The sequence below is a fragment of the Bacillus carboniphilus genome (assembly GCF_039522365.1).
In the GTDB taxonomy this organism is placed as follows: Bacteria; Bacillota; Bacilli; order Bacillales; family JC228; genus Bacillus_BF; species Bacillus_BF carboniphilus.
Genome location: NZ_BAAADJ010000006.1, coordinates 1 through 21,183, shown reverse-complemented (window position 1 = coordinate 21,183; position 21,183 = coordinate 1). Strand labels below are relative to the sequence as shown.

The 21,183-nt window shown below is 34.6% G+C and carries 23 protein-coding genes; 14 read left to right on the top strand and 9 right to left on the bottom strand.

The genetic code is table 11. The features are described from left to right. Positions 1 to 67: 67 nt before the first annotated feature. The 9 genes from ABDZ91_RS03640 (at position 68) to galE (ending at position 9,593) form a co-directional block, all read left to right on the top strand. A complete protein-coding gene (locus tag ABDZ91_RS03640; RefSeq protein WP_343796459.1) occupies positions 68 to 1,153 on the top strand; it encodes a polysialyltransferase family glycosyltransferase in 1,086 nt (361 codons plus the stop codon). 48 nt (positions 1,154 to 1,201) lie between these two features. Continuing rightward, the gene (locus ABDZ91_RS03635; protein WP_343796457.1) at positions 1,202 to 2,317 is read left to right on the top strand and encodes a hypothetical protein; all 1,116 of its coding nucleotides are present in this window, start codon (positions 1,202 to 1,204) and stop codon (positions 2,315 to 2,317) included. Between the two features lie 170 nt (positions 2,318 to 2,487). Next, positions 2,488 to 3,678 (top strand): UDP-4-amino-4,6-dideoxy-N-acetyl-beta-L-altrosamine transaminase, encoded by a 1,191-nt coding sequence (gene pseC, locus ABDZ91_RS03630; protein ID WP_343796455.1) that lies wholly within the window; start codon positions 2,488 to 2,490, stop codon positions 3,676 to 3,678. Positions 3,679 to 3,770: 92 nt separating this feature from the next. Further along, positions 3,771 to 4,502 (top strand): cytidylyltransferase domain-containing protein, encoded by a 732-nt coding sequence (locus tag ABDZ91_RS03625; RefSeq protein WP_343796453.1) that lies wholly within the window; start codon positions 3,771 to 3,773, stop codon positions 4,500 to 4,502. A gap of 12 nt (positions 4,503 to 4,514) precedes the next feature. Further along, positions 4,515 to 5,594 (top strand): UDP-2,4-diacetamido-2,4,6-trideoxy-beta-L-altropyranose hydrolase, encoded by a 1,080-nt coding sequence (pseG, locus tag ABDZ91_RS03620; protein ID WP_343796451.1) that lies wholly within the window; start codon positions 4,515 to 4,517, stop codon positions 5,592 to 5,594. After that, complete coding sequence (gene pseH / locus ABDZ91_RS03615) at positions 5,591 to 6,148, top strand: UDP-4-amino-4,6-dideoxy-N-acetyl-beta-L-altrosamine N-acetyltransferase (protein ID WP_343796450.1); 558 nt, start codon at positions 5,591 to 5,593, stop codon at positions 6,146 to 6,148. Before pseG ends, pseH begins: the two co-directional genes overlap by 4 nt. After that, complete coding sequence (gene pseI, locus ABDZ91_RS03610; protein WP_343796448.1) at positions 6,145 to 7,197, top strand: pseudaminic acid synthase; 1,053 nt, start codon at positions 6,145 to 6,147, stop codon at positions 7,195 to 7,197. Before pseH ends, pseI begins: the two co-directional genes overlap by 4 nt. A gap of 12 nt (positions 7,198 to 7,209) precedes the next feature. Then, the gene (locus ABDZ91_RS03605) at positions 7,210 to 8,475 is read left to right on the top strand and encodes an oligosaccharide flippase family protein (protein WP_343796446.1); all 1,266 of its coding nucleotides are present in this window, start codon (positions 7,210 to 7,212) and stop codon (positions 8,473 to 8,475) included. Between the two features lie 128 nt (positions 8,476 to 8,603). Beyond that, complete coding sequence (galE, locus tag ABDZ91_RS03600; RefSeq protein ID WP_343796443.1) at positions 8,604 to 9,593, top strand: UDP-glucose 4-epimerase GalE; 990 nt, start codon at positions 8,604 to 8,606, stop codon at positions 9,591 to 9,593. Positions 9,594 to 9,726: 133 nt separating this feature from the next. On the opposite strand, the gene ABDZ91_RS03595 is transcribed toward galE, so the two are convergent. Further along, entirely contained in the window at positions 9,727 to 10,359 is a 633-nt protein-coding gene (locus tag ABDZ91_RS03595; protein WP_343796441.1) for a helix-turn-helix domain-containing protein, read from the bottom strand. Between the two features lie 144 nt (positions 10,360 to 10,503). Here ABDZ91_RS03595 and ABDZ91_RS03590 point away from each other — a divergent pair, with 144 nt between their 5' ends. The 5 genes from ABDZ91_RS03590 (at position 10,504) to ABDZ91_RS03570 (ending at position 13,794) form a co-directional block, all read left to right on the top strand. Continuing rightward, entirely contained in the window at positions 10,504 to 10,734 is a 231-nt protein-coding gene (locus tag ABDZ91_RS03590; RefSeq protein WP_343796438.1) for a helix-turn-helix domain-containing protein, read from the top strand. A gap of 56 nt (positions 10,735 to 10,790) precedes the next feature. Then, positions 10,791 to 11,099 carry a hypothetical protein gene (locus tag ABDZ91_RS03585; protein ID WP_343796436.1) on the top strand — a complete coding sequence of 103 codons (309 nt, stop codon included), beginning with the start codon at positions 10,791 to 10,793 and terminating at the stop codon, positions 11,097 to 11,099. Between the two features lie 179 nt (positions 11,100 to 11,278). Beyond that, complete coding sequence (locus ABDZ91_RS03580; RefSeq protein WP_343796434.1) at positions 11,279 to 11,839, top strand: transposase; 561 nt, start codon at positions 11,279 to 11,281, stop codon at positions 11,837 to 11,839. Then, the gene (locus ABDZ91_RS03575) at positions 11,840 to 13,387 is read left to right on the top strand and encodes a YifB family Mg chelatase-like AAA ATPase (RefSeq protein WP_343796432.1); all 1,548 of its coding nucleotides are present in this window, start codon (positions 11,840 to 11,842) and stop codon (positions 13,385 to 13,387) included. 167 nt (positions 13,388 to 13,554) lie between these two features. Next, positions 13,555 to 13,794, top strand: coding sequence for a hypothetical protein (locus ABDZ91_RS03570; RefSeq protein ID WP_343796430.1), 240 nt, complete (start codon positions 13,555 to 13,557; stop codon positions 13,792 to 13,794). A gap of 320 nt (positions 13,795 to 14,114) precedes the next feature. Here the strand turns inward: ABDZ91_RS03570 and ABDZ91_RS03565 are convergent, their stop codons facing one another. From ABDZ91_RS03565 to ABDZ91_RS03535, 8 genes are all read right to left on the bottom strand, one after another. Next, the gene (locus tag ABDZ91_RS03565; protein WP_343796428.1) at positions 14,115 to 14,459 is read right to left on the bottom strand and encodes a CopG family antitoxin; all 345 of its coding nucleotides are present in this window, start codon (positions 14,457 to 14,459) and stop codon (positions 14,115 to 14,117) included. Between the two features lies 1 nt (position 14,460). Then, complete coding sequence (locus ABDZ91_RS03560) at positions 14,461 to 14,724, bottom strand: BrnT family toxin (RefSeq protein ID WP_343796427.1); 264 nt, start codon at positions 14,722 to 14,724, stop codon at positions 14,461 to 14,463. Between the two features lie 177 nt (positions 14,725 to 14,901). Beyond that, on the bottom strand, positions 14,902 to 15,819 hold the full coding sequence (locus ABDZ91_RS03555) for a DnaD domain-containing protein (RefSeq protein ID WP_343796425.1): 918 nt from the start codon (positions 15,817 to 15,819) through the stop codon (positions 14,902 to 14,904). Positions 15,820 to 15,921: 102 nt separating this feature from the next. After that, positions 15,922 to 16,401, bottom strand: coding sequence for a competence protein ComK (locus ABDZ91_RS03550; RefSeq protein WP_343796424.1), 480 nt, complete (start codon positions 16,399 to 16,401; stop codon positions 15,922 to 15,924). Positions 16,402 to 16,528: 127 nt separating this feature from the next. Further along, complete coding sequence (locus ABDZ91_RS03545) at positions 16,529 to 16,792, bottom strand: helix-turn-helix domain-containing protein (protein ID WP_343796423.1); 264 nt, start codon at positions 16,790 to 16,792, stop codon at positions 16,529 to 16,531. 2,231 nt (positions 16,793 to 19,023) lie between these two features. Then, positions 19,024 to 19,500 (bottom strand): CBO0543 family protein, encoded by a 477-nt coding sequence (locus tag ABDZ91_RS21950; RefSeq protein ID WP_425541785.1) that lies wholly within the window; start codon positions 19,498 to 19,500, stop codon positions 19,024 to 19,026. 343 nt (positions 19,501 to 19,843) lie between these two features. After that, positions 19,844 to 20,260 (bottom strand): NAD(+)--rifampin ADP-ribosyltransferase, encoded by a 417-nt coding sequence (gene arr / locus ABDZ91_RS03540; RefSeq protein ID WP_343796421.1) that lies wholly within the window; start codon positions 20,258 to 20,260, stop codon positions 19,844 to 19,846. A 345-nt stretch (positions 20,261 to 20,605) separates the two neighbouring features. Beyond that, positions 20,606 to 20,989, bottom strand: a complete 384-nt coding sequence (locus ABDZ91_RS03535; RefSeq protein ID WP_343796419.1) for a hypothetical protein — start codon at positions 20,987 to 20,989, stop codon at positions 20,606 to 20,608. Positions 20,990 to 21,183 lie beyond the last annotated feature (194 nt).

Sequence of the window (21,183 nt, the reverse complement as noted above, 5' to 3'; positions counted from 1 at the left end):
TTATTAAGTTTTCTTCATTCAATTTACTAGATTAAGTAGAGTGATATGTAAATCTGGGAGGATAATAATGAATTTATTTATATGTTCTACGCCTTATCAGGTCTTTAATGCTGTAAATATTTCTAAGACCTTATTTGCAACAAAACAGTCAGATTTATATATTCTTAATGTTAGCAAAGTTAGTTTAGAAATATATAAAAACATTAAAGACATGGACTTATTTAGAAATGTTTATTTAATAAAGGTTTATGCTGACTTACCTAATAGAAATAGATTTTTGTATTTACAAAATAGGATTAGTAAAATATTTTCTATTAAAAATATAATTCCAAACCCAGATGATATATACGATAAAATTTTTATCGTAGGTACGGAGGTATTTTCCAAATCGATTTATTATTATTGGCAGAAAAAAAATAATAATATAGAACTAAATTATTATGAGGATGGTACAGGTTCTTATTTTAGAATATTAATGGAAAATAGAAAAATGTTAAAACATAAGATATTGAATCTCTTAAAAGGATTTGATTTGCTAAGTAAATGTAAAGCATTATATGTCTACAGGCCTAATTGTGTTATGAGTCGCTTTAAACATATTGACATAAAGCAAATTCCAATTATTCAAAAGGATGAAGATCATTTATATGAATTAAAAAGGATCTTCAAAAACAGTAGTCAACCATTATCACATAGATTAATTTTTTTTGATAGTGATTTTGGAGATGAGAGAATTTTAAATCAGCAGATTAAATTTGTTGAAAAAATAAAAAGTACATTAAATAATAGATTTTTTATTAAGTTACATCCAAATTCAAATAGTAATAGATACGGCGAAAAAATAGAACTTCTAGAAACAACTGAAGGTTTTGAAATGATTAATCTTGGCCAAAATATGTCTGATAAAATTCTAGTTTCAATTGCATCATCAGCATGCATTACTCCTAAGTTAATTTATAATGAAGAACCCTATATTATATATTTGTATAAGTTAATAGATGATTGGGATGCTTATGCTCCTAATTTTGATTTTTTTATTAATTCTGTCAAAGACCTTTATGATATTCCAGAGAGGTTTTTTATACCTAATAATCTGAAAGAATTTTCGGATATATTATCAAAACTAAATGAGCAACATCAGGAATCTGTGTAAATAGCAACTCGATGTTGAAATAAGCATTATTTAGGAAGTGGGTTATTAATGAAAGGTAATGCTAATATATCTTTACGAAGTCTAGGTGCATATCTGATTTCATTTATGTTTATTTTTTCATATACACTTAGAATGTTTACCCAAATAAATATTGTTTATACTAATTTTTTTGTATGTTTATCTGGAGTATTAGCATTATGCTTTATATTTTTGAACGATAAATTTAGTAGAAGGATATTAGTATATATAATTATTTTTGACATAATTGCTCTAGTTTCGCTAGTAGTGAATGGGAATTACGAAATATACAGATTATTTATGTTAATTGCTTACCAGGGATTGGGATTACTGATATTTTCAAGGAAAGAAATACTTTCAACCTTTAATCTATATTTTAATCTATTAATTGGTTATTTTTTTATATGTATATTTCTGCAAGTTGACCCCAATTCATTGTTGAACAGTGCAAGTGCAAATTATATTTCAATTCTAATGCTTACTTTAGTAATCCTTTCATATATTTATAACATTGAAAGGGATAAACGCTTTCCATATATAAGGTCTCTTTTATGCTTAATTATTGTTATCTGGGCAGGTGGTAGGAGTGGAATTATCACTTTCTCATTTCTTATAATAGGTGCTATTTTATTTGGGGATCATGCTAGGAATAAAAGTAAAAAGGGATTTTTAATAATAGGAATAAAATATTCTATTACAATGATTTTATCAGTAATAATAATTGGCGGTATATGGAAATATATAAGTGAAATGTACTTATCTATTGATAATGAAGGTAGGCTATTTGTTTGGAATTTATATTGGACAAACACAATAAGTTCATTAAGTAACATTTTTTTTGGTACAGCTATGTCTAATGAGATGGTTTTTAATAATTATGGAAGAAATTTGCATAATTCTTTTTTAGGGTTACATGCTCAGTTTGGTTTAATTATATTTATGACATTTATAATATCTATTTTTAGATTAATTAAATCTTATTGGAATGATAATAACAAGATGATGATTGTTATCGTTTTTTGTATGGTAGTAAGATCGTTAACAGATATGGCGTTTATACCGGAAATTTTTGATTTGGTTTGGTATTATCTGATAATGGAATTTCTTTTTAGACGTAGAAGTAAAAGGAGAATAGCTGAAATTTAATAAGACAAAGTTTGGTATTTAGAGCTTAATCCCAAAAGGAAATTATGTAGTTAAAAAAAGCTCAGATGGAAATTAAAACAAGTAAAAAGACTTTAATTATCTTTATTAATGTAGTTAACATTAAATCAAGTAGAAATATTATTATTTAGAAATGAAATGGGAGGATAATAATGGAATTAGCGATTTTTGGAGGAAGCCCTGTTAGGAATAAGCCACTTCCTTATGCAAAACAATATATAGACGATGATGACTGTCAGGCAGTTAATGAAGTTTTAAAGAGTGATTTCTTAACCACAGGACCAAAAGCAAAAGAATTTGAAAATATTGTCGCAGAGTATGTTGGAGCTAAATATGCAGTTGCATTTGCAAATGGAACTGCAGCATTGCACGGTGCATGTTTTGCAGCTGGAATTAAACAAGGTGACGAGGTCATAACAACTCCTATTACTTTTGCAGCATCTGCAAATTGTATTAGGTATATGGGGGCTGTTCCAGTATTTGCCGATATTAATAAAGATACATTTAATATTGATGTAGAAGATATCGCAAGAAAAATTACAAATAAAACGAAGGCTATTATACCTGTTGATTACACAGGACAAGCGACTGATCTTGATGCTATTAAAGAGTTAGTTAAAGGGACTGATATTATTATAATTGAAGACTCAGCACATGCATTAGGAACAAAGTACAAAGGTACTACAGTTGGTGGAATAGCCGATATGACAGAATTCAGCTTCCATCCTGTAAAAACTATCACAACAGGTGAAGGCGGAATTATTACGACAAATAACGAAGAATACTATAATAGGCTCATGAACTTTCGGAGTCACTGTATAACAAGAGATATAGAACAATTAGAAAATAAAGACGTTGGTAATTGGTATTACGAGCAATTAGACCTAGGGATGAACTATCGAATCACTGATTTTCAATGTGCATTAGGAATTAGTCAGATGAAAAAGTTAGATTGGTTTATTTCGAGAAGAAAGGAAATTGTAAACAAATATAATGAGGCATTTAAAGAACTAGAAGGTGTCATTTTACAAGAGAATGCCTATTTTTCCGATACAGTAAACCATCTATATGTTCTTAAACTTGACTTATCCATGTTAAAAGCGGACAGGAAAGAAATATATAATGCTTTAATTGCAGAACATATTGGTGTGCATGTTCACTATATTCCAGTATACTGGCTTCCGTATTATCAGCGACTGGGATATAAAAAAGGGCTTTGTCCTAATGCAGAAGATTTATATAATTCCATGCTTACATTACCTCTATTCCCTGCAATGTCAGATGAAGATGTAAATGATGTGATAAACGGCTTTTATAAAGTGATAAATTATTATAAAAATTAATGATTCTTCCTATTATTCTAATACTAAATTAATTAGGATAAAGAGAATAGTGAGATTTACTAGTATTTTTTAAAGTGAAAGAAGGTGCGCCGTTGAAAGTAGCAGCAATTATCCAAGCACGTATGGGATCAACAAGACTGCCAGGAAAAATATTAAAAACGGTTAACGAGAAGCCACTTCTTGAATATCAATTAGAACGGGTACAACTTGCAAAAACTATTGATCAAATTATTGTGGCAACTACGATAAAAGATACGGAACTTCCGATTGTAGAATTATGTAAGAGACTAGGAATTGATTATTATCGTGGTTCTGAACAGGATGTATTATCTCGTTATTATGAAACAGCAAAAAAATATCATGTGGATGTCATTGTTCGTTTGACTTCTGACTGCCCAATAATTGATCCTAAAGTAATTGATAAAGTAGTCAATAATTTTTTAAGAAAGTACCCTTCTATTGACTATGTATCAAACACAATAGAAAGAACGTATCCAAGGGGTCTTGATACAGAAGTTTTTTCGTTCGAGGCATTGAATAAAGCTTATCATAAAGCATTTTTACCTAGAGATAGAGAACATGTGACAGCTTATTTTTATACAAACCCCACTCAATTTAAGCTCTATAGTATAAAAAATGAGCAAGACTATGGAAATTATAGATGGACAGTTGATACGGAGGAAGATTTTGAATTAGTCCGACTCATTCTAACCGAACTGTATAATCGAACTGAGCATTTTTCTTTAGAAGATGTTATTATGCTCCTTAAAGCAAATCCTAAGTGGAATGAGATAAATGCTCATATCGAACAAAAGAAGTTGTAGGTTGGAATCATAATGAATGTTGTAATTAGAACTGATGCCTCTTTAGAAATTGGAACAGGTCATGTCATGCGGTGTATCACATTAGCAAGACAGCTTGAACAACAGGGTGGGGAAATAATTTTCATATGTAGAAACTTTCCAGGTAATAGCATTTCATTCATACAGAGTCAAGGATTTCAGGTTTTCACTCTTGTCTCACAAGAAATTTCAAATCATTGGCAGTGGATAAAAGAACATTGGAGGCAGGATGCAAAAGAGACAAAATTAATCATAAATAGCTTTAATAAGAAGATAGATTTGCTCATTGTTGATCATTATGGGCTTGATGCAAAATGGGAGAGCCAGCTTCGCTCTGATGTTGATCATATTTTGGCTATTGATGATCTTGCAGATCGTACTCATGATTGTGATTTACTTCTTGATCAAAATTATTATTTAAATATGCGGAAACGTTACAATGGGCTAGTACCGGATACATGTATTCAATTACTAGGCCCTAACTACGTCTTATTAAGGGATGAATTCCTTTTACTAGACCCTCAAGAAATAAAGCGTGGTCAAAATGTAAATAATATTTTTGTCTTCTTTGGCGGAACAGATCCAACCGGGGAAACTTTAAAAACAATTCAAGCAATTCAAGAATTCCCCCTCTCTGGTGTTATGTTTACCGTTGTAGTGGGAGCAACTAATCCACAAAAAGAACAGATTGAGAAAGAATGTAAAAAAATGCACAATGTAACATATTATTGCCAAGTGAATAATATAGCTGAACTCATGTTAAAAGCAGATCTTGCTATAGGTGCTGGTGGTACTACATCATGGGAAAGGTGCTACCTTGGGTTACCTTCCATATCTATAATTGTTGCTGAGAATCAGAAAGAGCTTTCGGAGTCTGTTGCAGCTAAAGGTGCTATGTGCTGTTTAGGTAATAGTACAGAGGTAACAAATATAGATATTAGAAAAAAAATTATAGATATTTGTAATAAACCGATGAAAAGGAATGATATGATTCAAAACTGTTGGGAAATAGTAAATCCTCAATTTGTCAAGGAAAAATTAGTGATTAAGAAAATTATGGAGCTACAAAAATGAGCCTTTTCCAAAAAGCAAAATTAATGGATATTAAAGAAACTGACCTACAACTAATCTTAGATTGGCGTAATCAGGAATCTATTCGTAAAGTAATGTATAATAGCGACATCATTTTACTAGATGAACACATTAGATGGTTTGAAAGCTTACGAAAAAGTGAGAAAGCTATATCTAAAATTTTTTACTATGAAAACATTCCTTTTGGGGTAATAAATATAAATCAAATTGATAAAACCAATAAAAAGTGTGAATGGGGCTTTTATATTGGAAATAAAAATGCCCCTAGAGGAATGGGAACCGTTTTAGGATTTATATCTTTGAACTATATTTTTGATGATCTATCTATGCGAAAAGTAAATGCAGAGGTACTAAGTATGAATGAAAAAAGTATTAGTTTGCATCGAAAGCTTGGTTTTACTCAAGAGGGGTTATTACGTAAGCATATAATTAAAGATAAAAATTACATTGATATTTATTTATTTGGATTACTCCAAGAAGAATGGAAGGGAAAATCTGATTATATAAAAAGTGTAATAAAAGGAAGGTATTTATGAAAACTATTAATATAGAGGGTATTGAAATTGGACCAAATCATAAACCGTTTATTATTGCCGAAATGTCTGGTAACCATAATCAGTCATTGGAACGGGCTCTAGAAATTGTTGAAGCAGCTGCAAAAGCAGGTGCACATGCATTAAAAATTCAGACTTATACGGCTGATACTATGACATTAAATATTGAAAATCCCGATTTTAAAATTATTGATGAGAATAGTTTATGGAATGGGCAAAATCTTTATCAATTATATCAACAAGCTTACACTCCATGGGAATGGCATAAGCCAATATTTGATAGAGCACGTCAACTTGGAATGATTCCGTTTAGTACACCATTTGATGAAACTGGTGTGGATTTTCTTGAAGAACTTGATGTACAACTATATAAGATAGCTTCGTTTGAAAATACAGATCTTCCTTTGATTAAGAAAGTTGCTTCAACTGGAAAACCAATGATTGTTTCGACAGGTATGGCAACAGTTGCAGAGTTGGATGAACTTGTTCGAACTGCAAGAGAAGCAGGCTGTAAAGATCTAATCTTGTTAAAATGTACAAGCACTTATCCGGCGACCCCCGAGAACACGAATATTTCTACAATCCCACATATGAGAGAATTATTCGATGTGCAAGTAGGTCTATCAGATCATACAATGGGCACAGGTGTAGCGGTAGCGAGCGTTGCGTTGGGAGCAACAATAATTGAAAAGCATTTTACACTTTCCCGTGCAGATGGTGGTGTAGATTCTGCCTTCTCTATGGAGCCTGAAGAAATGAGAACACTTGTTATTGAAACAGAACGTGCTTGGCAGGCAATGGGAAAAGTAACATATGGGCCTACAAAAAGCGAAAAGGCCTCTTTGAAATTTAGACGTTCAATTTATGTGGCCAAGGATATTAAAGCTGGAGAAAGGTTTACGAAAGATAATATTAGGATTGTTCGTCCAGGATATGGACTAGAGCCAAAATATTATGAGAGGGTATTGACTACAACAGCAAAAAAAGATTTAAGTGCGGGAACACCTCTTACATTACAAGAGTTATTATAATGGAGTTTATACATGTCCATTTTCACAAAAATGAAGAAAAATAAAACAATAGATAATATACTATCATTGGGCTCTACTACCCTATTATCTGCAATATTTTCCTTTTTAGTTGGAGTAGCAACAAGAAATATACTTGGTCCTGAACAATATGGGTACTATTTGACTATTTCTTTGGCCTTTACGTTTATTCCTCTTCTCCAATTAGGTACACTTAATGCGATGAACCGTGAAGTACCGTTTTATTTAGCGCGTCAGAAAGAAGAAAGAGTACAGGAAGTAAGAAATCTAACTTTCTCGTTTTTATTTACAATACCATTATTTACGGTTGTATTATTTATATTGGCGAGTATATTTCTATTTTTTTTGGATATTGAGATGGAGTATAAAACAGGTATACTGTTTACCTCGATAATATCTATCTTCTTGTTTTTATCTGGTTATGTTGAAATGTACTATAAATCAGAACAAAATTTCCGTACAGCATCTAAATTAATGTTCATAAAAAGTTTTTCACAATCTATGCTTACACTAATCTTAGTATTATGGATTGGTTATGAAGGATTATATATTGGTATGCTTCTAGCACTTATCATTGAAGTTGTTATGGGCCGAAAATCATTTATTAATATAAGATTTGTCTTTGATATTGGAAAATATAAACAACTCATAAAAATTGGTTTTCCAATTTTGTTAGTCGGACTTGTATGGAGTTTAATGATTGCTAGTGATCGAATGATTATTGCTCTTATGATGACTCCAAAAGATGTAGGGAATTATGGTGTAGGTATGCTTGTGTTTAGTACATTGATGTTTTTACCGCAAGTTATTGGCCAAGTTTTATACCCGAAAATTGTACAATTAGTTAGCAAAGAAAAATATGAAGAGATAAAAACATATTATTGGAGAGTAAATAAAGTCCTAGCTAGTATTATGGTTATAGTTGTTTTGATTGGATACCTATTTGTACCATATTTTATTGCCTGGTTTATGCCGGAATACGTAGGTGGTATTAAGGCTGCTCAAATATTAATTATAGGCATTTTCCCACTTACTTTAGTAGGGTTTGCTGCGAATTATTTTAATTCGACGCAAAATCATAAAATATATATTAGTATTCAGTTAGTAGTTATTATAATCAATATTCTATTAAGTATTATACTTTTAAAAATCAATTCAGAAATATATATGGTAGCATTAGCAACATCTGTGTCGTATGTTATATATTTTATTTTAATGAATTTATACTTTTTAAAGAGTATAGACAGTAATAATAAATAATTATGTTGTTTATGGGATAATGAGTGCAGATAAAGTGTGTAACTTTCAATTATTATTCTAAATTAAATGGATCTCGTTTAACCCAAATTTAATAGAAGGAATAATAGAGTGGGGAGTAAGAGTCAAATATGTCAATTCTAATTACCGGAGGAGCAGGATACATTGGCTCGCATACAGTAAGAGCTTTTTTAGATCATGCTGAAGAAGTTGTTGTTGTTGATAATTTACAAAGTGGTCACAAAACTTCAATTAAAATAGACCAATTCTATCAAATTGATCTTAGAGATAAAGAGGCATTGGATAAAGTTTTTAAGGCTCATAATGTCGAAGCAGTAATTCACTTTGCAGCAAATTCCTTAGTAGGCGAAAGTATGGAAAAGCCATATGAATACTATCATAACAATGTATATGGAATGATGTGTCTATTAGATGTTATGAAAGAAAATAATGTTAGTAAGATTGTATTTTCTTCTACTGCTGCTACTTATGGAGAGCCTAAGAATATCCCTATTCTTGAGAAAGATGAAACCAATCCTACCAATACCTATGGTGAAACTAAGCTAGCCATGGAAAAAATGATGAAATGGTTTGATCAAGCTTATGGAATTAGGTATGTATCTTTAAGATATTTTAATGCTGCTGGGGCATATGAAAATGGAATTATTGGTGAGGACCATGATCCGGAAACCCACCTTATTCCATTAATTTTACAGGTGCCTCTAGGACAAAGAGAAAAGATTTATATGTTTGGTGATGATTATTCAACAGAAGATGGAACTTGTATAAGGGATTACATTCATGTAATGGATTTAGCCTCTGCCCATTATCAAGCATTAGAATACTTAAGAAAAGATAATCTTAGTGAAATATTTAATTTAGGTAACGGAAATGGTTATTCAGTAAAAGAAGTAATTGATGTGGCAAGAAAAGTAACGAATCATCCAATTCCAGCAGAGGTAAAAGAGAGAAGAGCAGGCGATCCTGCAGTCCTCATTGCTTCATCAGAAAAGGCAAAACGTATATTAGGGTGGAAACCACAGTTTGATTCTCTAGAGAAAATAATTACTGATGCATGGAATTGGCATAAGAATAATCCAGAAGGTTATTCATCGAAATAAATTCTTGTAACATCTTCAAAACACTAATAAGAAAGTAAATAAGTAAGGGATTTTCGTTTACCCGCTGGGCTGTGCTATTTGGCAGCTTAGCGGGTTTATTTGTGTTTTCACACATTAATGCATAAAGGTAACGTTATGTTAATACTTTTTCATCGATTATCTTACCTGATTCTAAATCAATCAGCATAGTAGAAATATTTAAATTTAATAATTTTGGCGGGTACTTCTGAATGATATGAAATATTTTTTCATTACTTACTGCTATTGTAAATTTTGTAATAGGGCTCTTATCATATATGGCTAACCTACCATATGTACGAGAGATAATATCTCTTACCCTCATGTCATCTCTAAAATGTCTGTCATCGTCTTCCCGAGTACGGAAGTATCTATAATCAATATGCCACTCATCATTGCCTTTCTTAGCAACTATTTCCCCGATATAAGGACCTCTGGCACGCTCAACAATCCAATTATCCATAATTAATTGAGGTGTAACAATACCAAAAAACTTTTCTTCAGATTCTCTATTTTCAGCCATAAATACTGCGTGATTACTAATATATCCTGCCTTTTCCATAAGTTCTTCATATGGAACATCTAGGATTGGAGCGATGGCTCTTAATACATCAGGAGAGATTTTTTGTCTTTCGCCAGTTTCGATTCTGCTTATTTCAGCATTACTTACCCCTGATTGTTGAGCAAGCTCTCTTTGGGAAATTGATTTTTCTTTTCTTATTTGCTTTAAATACTCACCAAAGCTCATGATAACCCTCCATTTCAATATTATTATACATAAAATGCTCCCACTTGGCAACACTTATTCACAATAGTGGTTGACGTGTACTAAATTGCGGTGTTAGAATTGGGCTATGTTACCAAATGGATATGAAAAAGAGGTGATACAACAATGAGACTGAATGTTGAGTATCTTCAAGAGGTTCTGAAGCGAAAACAGTGGTCGGAGCGGCAATTTGCTTTAAAAACTGGCTTATCTCCTGCAACGGTGTCACGTATTTTAAGTAAAAAAAGAGGAGCAGGAGCTAAGGCAATCGGTGCAATTCGTAAAGCTTTGCCTGATGAATCGATGGATAAGTTATTTTTTTTTGGATTAAGTGTTACCGAATGTAACAATTTGTAGTCAATAAAATGTTACCTATTCAATATAGTCAATAAAAACAAAAGGTGGTTCCAATAATGAAAATTGAAATCGATGTTAAGGGCTTAGACAATATTGTATCAGCGATTAACAGCTTGGCAAATGTATTAAGCAATACAAGTCTACCAACAGAAATTAATTCTGTGAAGGAAGTAGCACCTGCCAAAGAAGATGAAAAGGAAAACACCAAGCCTAAGGCAATCCAAAACGTTACCAATCTGGAAAAGGTTAGAGCCAAACTCGCTGCATTATCACAAGACGGCAAACAAGCTGAGGTGAAAGCCCTTATCACGGAATTTGGTGCGAAAAAACTTAGTGATATCCCTGCTGGAAGGATGGGTGCCTGACCCCCGCCCCTTTAAAGCACGAAAGTAATGAGAAGGCTGGTAGGGCAGCACACTGGTAAATGATTGTAAGCTTACTATTATCATAATATTTATAAAATAGGATTGACCTTTTGTGGTGTTGTCTATTATAATTAGAAAGGAACATACGTTCTATATAGAGGGGAGGGGTATCATAAGTAATGTCACGCAAACACCGAATATGGTATCCGGGTGCCACGTATCACATTACAGCTAGAGGCAATAGAAGAGCAGCCTTATTTTTAGAAGACGAAGATTATCATATGTATTTATCAATCCTCGAAGACGTCCGCGGGTTTTATCCTTTTATTCTCCACTCCTACTGCTTAATGACCAATCATATACATCTTCAAATTGAAACCATTCGACACCATATCAAAGATATAATGAAAGAATTACACTCCCGATATGCCGTCTATCTAAACAAAAAGCTAAAAGTAGATGGACATGTTTTTCAAGGAAGGTATGGAGCAGAGTTAATTGAAACGGCTGAATACTTTTTAGAAGTAAGCCGATATATCCATCGAAATCCCTTGGAAGCTCATATGGTGAATCATCTTATTGAATACCCCTGGAGTAGTTATCCCTCCTATGTCCATTACACAAACAATCCTCACATTGACTCTACGAAGACGTATTCATTTTTCTTTGAGCCTGTTCATCTACGTTATCAGAAATTTGTTGAGAAATTAAATAAAACCAGTGTAAAGGAGAGTCATTGAATGGCAACGACTGTAACTAGTATTGGATTAAAAGGCCTGGAAGGTTATCGGGTTCAGGTGGAGGTACAGCTAATCCCTGGAACAGAAGGAATCACAATAGTAGGATTGCCGGATGCTGCTGTGAAAGAGTCAAAGGACCGAGTGATGGCTGCTTTGTATGCAAATGAGTGCGAGTTGAACGAACATAAAGTAGTGATCAACTTATCTCCTGCTGAACAGAAGAAAAATATTCCCTTGTTTGATGTAGCAATGGCCATTGGAATCATGAAAGAAACCGGGTATATCCATGAATCTATTCCACCTGACACAGCATTTATAGGTGTGGTCTCATTAGATGGAACCATTCGGTCAGTGGAAGGCATATTGCCAGCCATTATCTCGGCAAAGAAGGAGAATATAAAAACCTTGTATCTTCCACCCATTCATGATTTTCCTCTAGAAAAACTAGAAGGAATCGAACTTCGCTTTGTTACTTCATTACTCGATATCGTACGTACTTTATCTGGACAACTCACTATGTTCTTACCTTCTACGCTTCCTCACAATACCAAAAATTCTATTAATCAGATTGAATATGAGAGAGATTTTAAACAAATTTTAGGGCATTCCTATGTGAAAAGAGCACTAGAAATTGCAGCAGCTGGTGGTCATAATGTACTGATGTCAGGACCACCTGGCTGTGGGAAGAGTTTATTAGCTGAAACCTTTCCTACTATTCTTCCAATGTTATCTCAAGATGACCAATTTGAAATCATGAGTATCTATCAGTTGGCTGGTGAACATCATCCTAGTAATCAATGGGCACCGTTTCGGCACCCACACCATTCAGCATCGTCCGTTTCCTTAATTGGAGGGGGATCGAATCCTAAACCGGGAGAAGTTTCCCTTGCTCATAACGGGGTACTATTTTTAGACGAAATGGCAGAATTCCCAAAGAAAACGTTAGATATGCTGAGGCAGCCTATCGAAAATGGAAAAGTGACGATAAGTAGAGTGAGTTCAACCGTTACCTATCCAGCACGATTTATTCTGGTCGGCGCAATGAATCCGTGTCCATGTGGCTATCTAGGGGCTAGAGATCAATATTGCACATGTACACCAAAGCAAATTAACCAATACCATAATCGGTTATCTGGACCCATTCGAGACCGACTGGATATCCTATTAAATCTTCAACCCGTCCGGCTACAGGAAGAATCCTTAGATGAAAATGAGACATCAGAAACAATTCGTGGCCGTGTCTTGAATGCTCGGATTAGACAAGCAAGTCGATACGGAAATGGGAGATTAAATGCAAATGCCCCTCTTGAAGAATTATTGAAAGATACCCCATTAACCGGTAAGCAATCTAACATGCTTCAGCAATGGTCTAGTAAACGAAATTGGAGTAACCGGGTTCAAATCAAGTTAATTAGACTAGCGAGAACGATATCAGATCTTAATGGTAGTGAAATGATTACAGATGAAGCACTATGGGAAGCCTTAACACTTCGTAAAGATAAAATGCATAATGAAAAAATGGTAGGGAGGTTGGTAAATAGCACCTAATATAGGTACCCAAATAAGTACTCTTTACCTAATATGAAAATACTAGGTGATAGTGCTTTTTGTAGCACTAGTGAATCAACTAGTGAATCAAGGGATCAAAACTATCCGAGTTTGATATAATGATGAAGAGGTGATGGTAAATTGAATAAAATACCAAGCAAGAACTAATGAATGCGCTGAATGGAAAAGAATCTGGAGTTTTTGTTGTAGATGGTAAGTTAATTTCAATTGAAGTTGAAAATAATGAATCAAGCGATCAAGAGAATCCAACACCTGAAAATTTATCTAGAGAAATTGAAGAGTATCCTGAGTTAAAAGAATCATTGTCCAGGTATTTAGATAACCCGGGTATAAAACGGTACACCGGTAGTGAATTGAAAGCTAAGCGTAATGAAAAAAGAAAATAAGAAATATACAGTTCTTTTTACAGAAGAATTCAGTCTATGCTTAGATTATTTTCAACAATTCTTCTCCGAACAAGGCGAAGAAACCTTACAATGGTGGTATTCCAAAGAAGATGAAATCATCGATTACATTGAAAGTTACCTTTCTAATAACCCTTTTATGGGTAAACCAATAGAAGATGGTACCTTCAAAGGTCTAAGAAGAATTACTTATGGGAAGAGCAGACATGTAATGCTGAATAGGCATAAGCAAACGGTCGAACCGTCACGATGTTTGCCTTCGTATAGTGGCACAATAAAAAAAGCGGGAGCCTCCGCTTTTATTAAAAAACCTTTTCTCGTTTTTCTTCTTCATAGACTCGTTCTGTTACAAATTGCTTTAAAAGAGTTTGATAAGGAATGTTCTTAAGTTCGGCTAAATGTTGCAAACGGACAAGTAAATCACTTTCAATTCTCAAACTAATTGGTTGTGTGGATGTTCTTCTTGGTGGTGGTAAATCATCATCATCTTCAATTATACTATCTTCTAATAAACGTTCACTCATTGCGTGGTTTTCCCAAAATTGATGTTCTTCTTCTTCTGTCATGTGTTTTGGGATTAGATTTGGGTCATCAATGATAACTCTACCCAATTCATCTCTTTCTTCTTCAAATGCATTTAAGCCCATATTATTTCCTCCTTCTTTTGTAATAAGATTTTCTTTCCCATTCAGCAGAGTCCCACCCTGTAACAACTCGAATCAATTTAATTCTTTTTTCATAGATAATAGTTAGTATGCGACCATCTTCGGTCATTCCAACTAATTTATTTCTTGCTGAGTGGGCATCCAAACGAATCCTGTCAGGATCATAAAATGATTGTTCAACTTCTTCTGGTTCTATACCATGTGCTCTCACCTTTTTTTCATTATTGTAATCCCAATCAAATGCCAACCTTTGCTCCTCCTTAGTATATGTATATACCTTAATAAATACATTGTAAACTATTTGCGTGAAAAAGGGAAAATTTTCTAAATAAAAGCACGTGGAAGGCTCTTCTTCTGAAAAATAGTGACGGTTTTCCCGTTCCCCCAATATTTACATAAAACGAAAAAAGGCTAAAGCTGTCATTCACTCCATATTCCTCCCAAGCTCAATCTCCAACAACCTCCGTTCCCTCTCAAAATCAAAATCTTCTTCCACAACCTTGCCATAACTCTCCTGCCGCCTCTTTTTCTCCTCCACAAACCACTCAGGAATCGGCTCCCGTTTCCGAGTCACGCCATTCCGCCGTGACCTTATCTTTTCCTTAAACTTTAGCTGCAAAGCCTTCGCCTCATCAACAGTCGAGATCCCTTTATCCACCCAATTCACCAAGATGGCCTCTACATATCGCCAACTCTTAGCCCCATATTCTGCAGCAATCTTCATAGCCTCTAACACTAGCTCGTCCGATAAGTCCAGACACCAAGCTTGGATTTTTTCCACCATGTATCCACCGAGCGTCCCAATTCCGTTTTGCTCAAAGAATTGAAACGGGGTTTGCGCGGATTCATCATCATCTTCTTTTTTTATTTTTAAAGTAATCTCTGAAGTACTCTCTGGTAATGGTTTGCTCATTTTGGGTACATCGTCTAGTCGAATTGAGTAGGTGGGGTGGTCATTTTGGGTAGGTGTCTGCTCATGTTGAGTAGGGGGAATGGGGGATGACATTTCTGTTTCTTCTTCCTCAAGCTCTAACAGCTCAAAGTTGATCGTATACCATTTTGTGTTGTCTGCCGATCTCTGATTAAAGTTTCGGCTAATCAAGAGCCCCAGCTTTTCTAACTTTTTAATAATACGTACAACCGTAGATCGAGACCAGAATGGGAAATTCTCAGTCCAAGCGTCGTAAGTGTTATAGACCCATGGTTTCCCTTCGTACTCATGTGTACTTTTTTGTAGCCAGTAATGAATTTGCTGCAAGACAATGGCTTCGTTCAGTCCGACCTTTGAAGCCAGGGAAGGGAGAACGAGAATAGGACTTTCGTTGATTAGTAGATTATTCATATGGAACACCTCGAATGATTTTTTAAAGTAGATGGATTGGTTGTGATTGAACTGAGAAGTCTGGAGCTTGAAAATTGAGGAACTAGTGAGAGTGTAGAACTATCAAACATACTCTATTTTCTCGACCTGATTCAAAAACTGCAAAACACAATACGCTGTTCTCTGCACCTGCTTTTCCAGCACAAAAGAAGATTCATTCAATGTAAGCTCTTGTCCATTTTGGAAAGTGATGTTGGATTGGTTCTGTTTGGTCGGTTGAATGGATTGGATGTGATGAGGGAAGATCCAAGTGCAGTCAAACTGTTCCGGTGAGAGAGTGGGGAATGCAAAGATTTTTAAAGCGGGAATGATCGGAATTGGGACTTTTCGTTTGAAGCCGGTCAGGTACATGATGGCATTACGCCTCCCGTCATAGGTGGACATCCCTTGTAGACAGGCTGTTTTAATAAGGTCTAGTGGAGACAGATTCACATAGTGGACGGCACCCGTTTCAATCACCATCGTTCTGTAATCCAAATGTCGAGCGGGAATCAAAATCATCGTGTTGGGGGTAATCGTGTAGTCTTGAAGGATTTTTTTCACATAGATACACTCCTTGTGCATGTAGTGGTAGGGGATAGGGCATCAATTTGTTTTGGTTTTGGAAGTTGTCATTGTGAGAATCATAGAAAGGGTTGTGCAGAGGGAGGAGCAATCAGAAGAGTGGGGATCACTCTTCTTCCTTTTTCATAAGTGGATAGACTTCATCTCTTCCTTCCATCAGGAGAATAAGAGGATTGTCTAACTCTAATCCAACGGCAAGCTTAAAGACGGTGTAGGTAGAGGGACTCACTTTCCCTCTCTCAATCTCGCCAACAAACGTAGCATCCAACTTCGAATCCCAAGCCAGTTCCTCAATCGTCTTATCCAGCTTGTATCGAAGCGCGCGAACATTCTTTCCAATCGATTGACTCAGAAGCTTTTCATTATCCAAGATATGGTATAACCCCTTTTTACAATTATTAAAAGGGGTTATTGGAGAAAGCTACACAGTCTATGAACCATGTTTTGGGTATATATGGTAATTTTGCAGAAAAAATTTTCGGGGCAGAGGGGCTTGGGGTGGGACAGGGGGACAGGTTTCGTGTCCCACATGAAAATAGGTGGAGAAGACATAGTTTTACAGGGGTCGACATCTGAGTTTTTAATCAAACGTTTGTTTAAGGACTGTGGAAATATTGAAATGTAAGGCATTTGTCCTGGGAAGCTACGAATCTAGTGTCAAATTTTGTAGTTCCTCTTCCAATCTCTCAAATAGATCACTCATAGGAATCTGTAAGGTTCGAGTTATGACGTATAGGATCTCAATGCTTGCTAATCTTTCACCGCGTTAAACCTGGCCAATATACCTGTCACTCTTATTTGTTAATCTGGCGACTTCTACTAAAGTTAAATCCAGCTCTATTCTCCTGGACCTTAAACGTCTCCCTATAACTTTCGCTATATACAGCTTAACTTCCAATCGGTTTCACCCTCTTTTCTACCATTATCTGTGTGGAGAATACAAGAGTACACAAGCTGTCAGCTTCCTTGGGACAGGGGGTACAGGTTTCTTGTCCAGAAGAGAGTAGGAATTAGCTTTCGGAATGACTTAGAAACAAAGAAATACAACGGGAGAGATACTTCCGTTGTATTCGCCTAATTATAGTTGTAATAAATAACATTTCAGAAGGTATGGTCACAGTGACGCCTCGGAATTTGTCGAACAGTAATATGCACTGGGGGTCAGGCACCTTTTCGTGTGATAATGTACGCGGGCAACCACGGGGGCAACCACGAGGAAAGTCCCTGCGGTCTTCCAGACTGTAAATGTGAATCAACCCACAAAAGTGGAAGAATCATCAAGAGAGATTCGGAAAAGAGTGGAAGTAGCTCGCTTGAAACAATTTGAAAGGTATCAGCAAGAAGTCTCAAACGCAAAGGTTTCTTTTGAAAAAATAACCGAAACAGGCCGTTTTGAATAAACGATTTTCCATTGTGAGAAATGGACTTTTTTATTGAGTAAAGCACCCCAATAAAAAAAGTTAAAACTTACATAAAGATTCACTATTTGTAAAAAATATCAAGGATAACAATAAATTTCATTGGGTGCGATCTTTATGAAGCTTTTTAGCTCACTTCTTCAAGAAAGTGATTCGCCAGCTTCTAAGACTGCGGACGCAACCGTTTTCCCTTCCAATGAATCTCCATTTTCAAACAAATTAATGATGTTTCTTATTGTTTAATGCTTTCAAATTGGAATAGGAAAATACGGTATAGCCATGTCTGTTAGTATGAGGCATGATTTTAATACGAAAGATTCCTTGGGGAAATTGGTACTTATGATGATGAAGAAGGAGAGCCGAAATTATGATTGATAATGGGAGAGATGGAGCAACCACCACAAGTTCCAAATTATGAAGAAAATGCAAATAAAAATTAAACTTTTGAGGAAAGGGGTGTAAAAGTGATTCCTACATTAATTCGAATAGGATTGGTTTTAGTATCTGGGGCATCACTATTTTTTTTACCTAAAAAATCATTTTATAAATATTTACCTGTTACTATCTTTACAACCTTACTTTGTTTAGGTGTCTGTGCTTTATCAATCCCATATAAATTTTGGATTGTTAAGGGGAACAAGACAACAACAATATTTACTGATTTATGTTATGTATTCGGTTCCTTCTTTGCTGGAACACTGTGGATTTTTCATCTAACCTTTGAAAAATTTAAGCGATATGTTGCATTAAATTTTATAATGAATATGCTTCTTGCATTTCCTCTTAATTATGTATTTGAAAAATTAAAGGTATATAAGTTAGTTAATTTTAAAAGTAAACATATTTTCTTTACATATTTCAGTTTTTCTTTCATAATTTACGGATTCCAATTACTTATAGAAAAGTGTGTTCCGTATTATAATCGATGATGGAATCATAGGGAAGGTTCGAGACCAGTGAAAAAGTCTCTATATAATGGAATTACATTTAATTTAAATAATAAAATACAGAAATACAACTTTAAATGGAAATAAATAACAGAAAAATCCCCCTAAACGGTATGATATTGGTACCACCAAACACCAACTATTAGGGGGATTTCTTATGCTTCGACAAAGCAACCGCGGGGACATTCCCTGCGGTCTTCATAACAGCAACATTCAACGCTAACATCCTAATTTTTTCACGTTTTTACTGGCTTTAATATCGTCTTTAAGATTTTCAATGTTCCAATGGATATTATTTTTACGATAAATACAAGGAAAACAGAGTGATACCAATTCCAATTCCCTTTAAATTTGAGTAAATTAGTTTTCTTTTCAAGGAATACTTCATAAGCACCCTGTGGTAAGGAGAATAGAAATAACTTCCCAATTATCCCTGGTAATTTTGAATTGTATATGGATTGACAATACCAAACTGACAGAAAAGGGCATACAAAAAAATCATATGTAGAGTTTATTTTAAAAATCTTAGGTACGGCTCTGACTGGATATTTTAACTTCTTTGTTCTTACTAATACTGCGTTAAATATATAGTTAATGATGCAGTTTATCAAATATAAAGGTAACCATATTTTATATGATGGCTTTTTGAATAAAGTAGGAAAGGATAATATACCGAAGAGGAATCCACTCCAAATAATGAAACGCTCAATCATAAAACACACCTCTCTTTCCAAATATATTGTTCTTTGTTCCCGAAGTTTATGCATATTCAACAAAAGGGGCAAGTCTTTTAGTGGGACAGGGGGACAGGTTCGTTGTCCCACATGAAAACAAGTGGAGAAGGCATAGTTATACAGGGGTCGACAACTGAGATTTTAATCAAACGTTTGTTTAAGGATTGTGGAAGTATTGGAATGAAAGGCATTTGACCTGTGAAGCTATGAATCTAGTGTCAAATTTTGTAGATATAAGAATTAGCCTTCTGAATCACTTGGAAACAAGAAATACAACGGGAGAGATAATCCCGTTGTATTCGCCATTATTAGATGTTGAAGATTAATCCTCAATTACAGCCTTTCCTTGTTCCCGCAACTTTTTTAAAGATGTAAGCATATGATTGATCTCTTCATCGGAATGTCTTTCCCATGAACCTAGTTCAGCTATTATTTTCAAAGGCGATTTCGACCTATAAGAACGTGTTGGGTTTCCAGGAAATCTTTTGTCCGTTAAGTTCGGATCATTTTCAAAATCACCTAATGGTTCTACAATGTAAATTCTTTCTTTAGCATTAGATGTGGCTAATTCAGCACCCCATTTAGCCGCATCTAATGTTGCAGTGAAATAGATATAGTTCGATGTTTTGTCTTGGTAATTTGATAAGTGTTGCGGTTCTAAAAGATCACCAATTTTTAGCTCTGCTTTTGTACCGTGAAAGAAAGGGCCATTGTCTAAGACATCTTTTTTATCATTCATACTGATACACCCCTTATTTTTAAATATTTGTATAAAACAGTATAGGGCTGGAATTTTAGAAAGAGTAGTCTGAAAATAATTTATCATCAGTGGTATAATGTAAGTAGAGAGAACGATGTCGTACGACAGTTATTAAATAGCAATCATGTTTATGGTAGCTGAGGTTATTATGGACTTACATATGGTTTTGTATTAAAAAAGTGATAGTAAACAATCGGGCGCGTTTATTCAATAACGCGTCTTTTTATTAGAACCGCCTTCGTGGTCTTCTAGTATGTCTTCTCACATAAGACCCCTTTCTGAAACCTCCCCGCATAGGAACAGAACGACCCCTACCATTCGTACCTATAATGATCCACGTAATTCCAATAATGATACCCACAAATAAGTAAGATGATAAAAAATAAAAGAAAGTAAACGCAAATGTTGATGTTTAATAGAATGGATTATGAGAAGGAAAGAAGAAGCCAAGATGTTCCGCAGAGACAGCTCTCTTAATATCTCTTGAACGGCCAATAATGAGATGATCAATCTGGATAAGGTGATGATAATGGCACAAATCAATGTATAAGTTTCTTTATTCCCATCAAAAAGTGTCTGAACAGATTGGACTAAAATCGGTTCAATATCCGTAACATTTCTAATCCTATATAGGGAAGATAGTCTACTTCCAATGCTTGAACAAATAAAACTAGCAACGTAAGCGACCACTAAGAAAGTATAATTCAAATGTGATTACAACCTTATACAAACTAACCCCCAATAGGTAAGAGTTTGGTTTAAAAAAGACCTATTTTTTTTTCACCAGTCTCGAACCGTGTATGAGTAAAATATATGTGGGTATTGCTCAACTTTAAAATAAATGCCCTCAATAAGGAATTGGAACACGCTCTATCGTTCCAATTCCTTATTGAGGGCCAAGC

Bases quoted from the DNA above. Each gene is read 5' to 3' on its own strand.
- ABDZ91_RS03640 (WP_343796459.1), top strand. From the start codon at position 68: ATGAATTTATTTATATGTTCTACGCCTTATCAGGTCTTTAATGCTGTA.
- ABDZ91_RS03635 (WP_343796457.1), top strand. From the start codon at position 1,202: ATGAAAGGTAATGCTAATATATCTTTACGAAGTCTAGGTGCATATCTG.
- pseC (WP_343796455.1), top strand. From the start codon at position 2,488: ATGGAATTAGCGATTTTTGGAGGAAGCCCTGTTAGGAATAAGCCACTT.
- pseG (WP_343796451.1), top strand. From the start codon at position 4,515: ATGAATGTTGTAATTAGAACTGATGCCTCTTTAGAAATTGGAACAGGT.
- pseH (WP_343796450.1), top strand. From the start codon at position 5,591: ATGAGCCTTTTCCAAAAAGCAAAATTAATGGATATTAAAGAAACTGAC.
- pseI (WP_343796448.1), top strand. From the start codon at position 6,145: ATGAAAACTATTAATATAGAGGGTATTGAAATTGGACCAAATCATAAA.
- ABDZ91_RS03605 (WP_343796446.1), top strand. From the start codon at position 7,210: ATGTCCATTTTCACAAAAATGAAGAAAAATAAAACAATAGATAATATA.
- galE (WP_343796443.1), top strand. From the start codon at position 8,604: ATGTCAATTCTAATTACCGGAGGAGCAGGATACATTGGCTCGCATACA.
- ABDZ91_RS03595 (WP_343796441.1), bottom strand. From the start codon at position 10,359: ATGAGCTTTGGTGAGTATTTAAAGCAAATAAGAAAAGAAAAATCAATT.
- ABDZ91_RS03590 (WP_343796438.1), top strand. From the start codon at position 10,504: ATGAGACTGAATGTTGAGTATCTTCAAGAGGTTCTGAAGCGAAAACAG.
- ABDZ91_RS03585 (WP_343796436.1), top strand. From the start codon at position 10,791: ATGAAAATTGAAATCGATGTTAAGGGCTTAGACAATATTGTATCAGCG.
- ABDZ91_RS03580 (WP_343796434.1), top strand. From the start codon at position 11,279: ATGTCACGCAAACACCGAATATGGTATCCGGGTGCCACGTATCACATT.
- ABDZ91_RS03575 (WP_343796432.1), top strand. From the start codon at position 11,840: ATGGCAACGACTGTAACTAGTATTGGATTAAAAGGCCTGGAAGGTTAT.
- ABDZ91_RS03570 (WP_343796430.1), top strand. From the start codon at position 13,555: ATGAATGCGCTGAATGGAAAAGAATCTGGAGTTTTTGTTGTAGATGGT.
- ABDZ91_RS03565 (WP_343796428.1), bottom strand. From the start codon at position 14,459: ATGGGCTTAAATGCATTTGAAGAAGAAAGAGATGAATTGGGTAGAGTT.
- ABDZ91_RS03555 (WP_343796425.1), bottom strand. From the start codon at position 15,819: ATGAATAATCTACTAATCAACGAAAGTCCTATTCTCGTTCTCCCTTCC.
- ABDZ91_RS21950 (WP_425541785.1), bottom strand. From the start codon at position 19,500: ATGATTGAGCGTTTCATTATTTGGAGTGGATTCCTCTTCGGTATATTA.
- arr (WP_343796421.1), bottom strand. From the start codon at position 20,260: ATGAATGATAAAAAAGATGTCTTAGACAATGGCCCTTTCTTTCACGGT.